This window comes from Streptomyces sp. NPDC006393, from assembly GCF_040628575.1.
Classification (GTDB): domain Bacteria; phylum Actinomycetota; class Actinomycetes; order Streptomycetales; family Streptomycetaceae; genus Streptomyces.
Map to the genome: position 1 here is coordinate 1 of NZ_JBEXZD010000213.1, position 2,759 is coordinate 2,759.

The 2,759-nt window shown below is 74.5% G+C and carries 2 protein-coding genes and 1 pseudogene; 2 read left to right on the top strand and 1 reads right to left on the bottom strand.

Annotation, left to right across the window (positions count from 1 at the left end; translation table 11 throughout):
• Window positions 1–449: pseudogene (locus tag ABZ484_RS38560) on the bottom strand (hypothetical protein); the annotation flags it as partial.
• Between the two features lie 283 nt (window positions 450–732).
• On the opposite strand from ABZ484_RS38560, the gene ABZ484_RS38565 reads away from it, so the two are divergent.
• Together ABZ484_RS38565 and ABZ484_RS38570 are read left to right on the top strand one after the other, a co-directional pair.
• Window positions 733–2,343: an MFS transporter gene (locus tag ABZ484_RS38565; RefSeq protein WP_358870613.1), complete on the top strand. Its 1,611-nt coding sequence runs from the start codon at window positions 733–735 to the stop codon at window positions 2,341–2,343.
• Between the two features lie 144 nt (window positions 2,344–2,487).
• Window positions 2,488–2,759, top strand: a 272-nt coding sequence (locus ABZ484_RS38570) for an acyl-CoA dehydrogenase family protein (RefSeq protein ID WP_358870614.1), incomplete at its 3' end; no start/stop codon positions are given.

A 2,759-nucleotide genomic window follows, 5' to 3' on the forward strand; every position in this document is an offset into this window, starting at 1 on the left:
CCGACCGGCAGCACCGCCCACAGCAGCACCGCGAGGACGCCGGCGCGGCGGCCGTACGCATGGTCGACCACCGCGAAGATCCCCCAGGCCGCGGCGAGCGAGGCGAGCAGGCTCACCACGAAGCCCGCGTCCGGGTACGACAGCGGCCCCACCGCGGCGAGCAGCCGCTCCAGCCACGGCAGCAGCGGGAAGAAGGCCAGGTCGGAATGGACGTCGCCGTTGGGCAGCCGCACCTCGTAGCCGTAGCCACCCCCGGCGACCCTCGCGTACCAGAGGGAGTCCCAGCGGGCGGTCAGCAGGGTGTACGCGCTCTTGTCGCGCGCCGCGCTCCAGACGGCCAGGGCCACCAGGCCCAGGGCGCGGACGGCCGCGTACCCGAGGAGCGCCGGGGCGGCCCGGCGCAGGGCCGTGGGACGGGCCACCGCCACGCGCGTTGCAAGATCGGTCACGGACTCGATTATCGACCGGGCGCGCGGCGGGCCGGACAGCCGGGCCCAGGACCTGCCGCGCGACAGGCCCCGGCGGCCCGGAGGGCAGTGGCGTACGCCACACGGGTTGGCCGCGAAGTCTGAGAGGTGGGCCACGCGGCACCGGATCGGACTGGCGTACGCTGACGAGTCACTCGCACATCGTCGCGCGGGCCGGAGACCACCGCTCCGCTCCGGCCACGCCGCGGGGAGTCCCCACCCCGCGGGCCCGCCGACGGCGAGGGTTCATCTGGGAGGTACGTACATGTCCGGGACGACCGCGGCCGCCGCTCGGCTGCGCCGTCGGGCGGCCGGGGCCGGTGCCAACCGCTGGGTCGTCCTGGTCGTGCTCTGCGTCAGCCTGCTGCTGGTCGCGGTGGACGCCACCGTCCTGCACGTGGCGGTGCCCGCCGTCACGGAGGACCTCAGGCCCGGCGCCATCGAACTGCTCTGGATCGTCGACACCTACCCCCTCGTCTGCGCCTCGCTGCTGATCCTGTTCGGCACGCTGGGCGACCGGGTGGGCCGCAGACGGATCCTGCTGCTGGGCTACGCCCTCTTCGGCGTCGCCTCCGCCGTGGCGGCCTTCTCGGCCCACCCCCAGACGCTGATCCTCGCCCGGGCGCTGCTCGGGGTCGGCGGCGCCATGATCATGCCGGCCACGCTGTCGATCCTGCGGCAGGTCTTCCCCGACCGGCGCGAGCGGGCGCTGGCGATCGGCGTCTGGAGCGCGGTCGCGGCGGTGGGCGCGGCGGTCGGGCCGCTGCTCGGCGGCTTCCTGCTGGAGCACTTCTGGTGGGGTTCGGTCTTTCTCGTCAACATCCCCCTGATGCTGGTCAGCCTCCCCGTGGGCCGGCTGCTGCTGCCCGAGTCGACGGGCGAGCGGGACGGGCCCTGGGACGTGGTCGGGGCGCTGATGGCGGCGGGCGGGCTGTTCGGGACGGTGCTGGGGGTGAAGCGGCTCGGCGCCGAGGAGCCGGTGCTGAGCGTGCTCACCCTGGGGCCGTTGGTGGTGGGCGTGGTGCTGCTGGTGGCGTTCGTGCGGCGGCAGCGGCGCCGGGCGCATCCGCTGGTGGACCTGGGGATGTTCGCGCGGCCCGCGTTCAGCACGGCGGTGGGCTGCATCGTGCTGGCGATGCTGGCGCTGGTCGGTCTGGAGCTGATCGCGGCGCAGTATCTGCAACTGGTGCTGGGGCTGTCCCCGCTGAGGACGGGACTGCGGCTGCTGCCGCTGACGTTCGCCGCGATGGCGGCCGGGCTGCTGGGGGCGCGGATCCTCAGGCGGTTCGGGCCGCGGCGGATGGTGTGCGCCGGGTTCTGTCTGACGGCCGCCGCGGTGGTGGTGCTGACCGCGATGGGCGGCAGGGACGACGCCGGGCTGCTGCTGTCCGGTTTCGTGCTGCTGGGTTTCGGCCTGGAGACGACCCTGTTCGGGGCGTACGAGTCGATGCTGAGCGAGGCGCCGGCCGAGCGGGCCGGCGGGGCGGCGGCGATCGGCGAGACGTCCTACCAGCTGGGCGCGGGCATCGGCATCGCCCTGCTGGGCACGGTGATGAACGCCGCCTACGCGCCCGGACTCGCGCGGGTGCCAGGGGTGCCGGCGGCGGCGTCGGGATCGGCGTCGCACTCGCTGGGGGAGGCCTACGAGGTCGCCGCGCGGCTCGGCGGACCGGCGGGGGAGTCCCTGCGGCGCGCGGCCCGGGACTCCTTCGTGCACGGGCTGCATGTGACGCTGCTGGTGAGCGCCGCGTTGCTGCTGCTGGGCGCGGTGGCGGCGCTGCGCCTGCCGCGGGTGATGCAGTGCGGCGAGTCGGACGCGGCGGCGGTGGAGCTGCCCGCCCAGCGGGAGGTCGCACGCTCGAGCGTGTCCGTGTGATCATCGGCGGGACGGATGTGATCACTGACGCAGTGGACATGATCACCGGCGGGGTGGACGCGGCGACCGCCGCGTCGTACCGTCGGGCCAGAGCCACATAACTAGCGCTGCTAGTTTTCAGTCGCCGTTCCGGAGGGTGCCCGCATGTCCCCGTCCCCGAAGTCGTCGTTGCCCCCCTTCGACCCCACCGACCCGCTCGGGATCGACGATCTGCTGGACCCGGAGGACCTCGCCGTCCGCGCCACCGTGCGCGACTGGGCGGCCGACCGCGTGCTGCCCCATGTCGCCGAGTGGTACGAGACGGGCGAGCTGCCGGTCGTCCGGGAGCTGGCCCGCGAGCTCGGGAGCATCGGGGCGCTCGGGATGTCGCTGAGCGGGTACGGGTGCGCCGGGGCCACCGCGGTGCAGTACGGGCT

Coding starts and splice junctions, on each gene's coding strand:
- ABZ484_RS38565 (WP_358870613.1), top strand. CDS start 733: ATGTCCGGGACGACCGCGGCCGCCGCTCGGCTGCGCCGTCGGGCGGCC.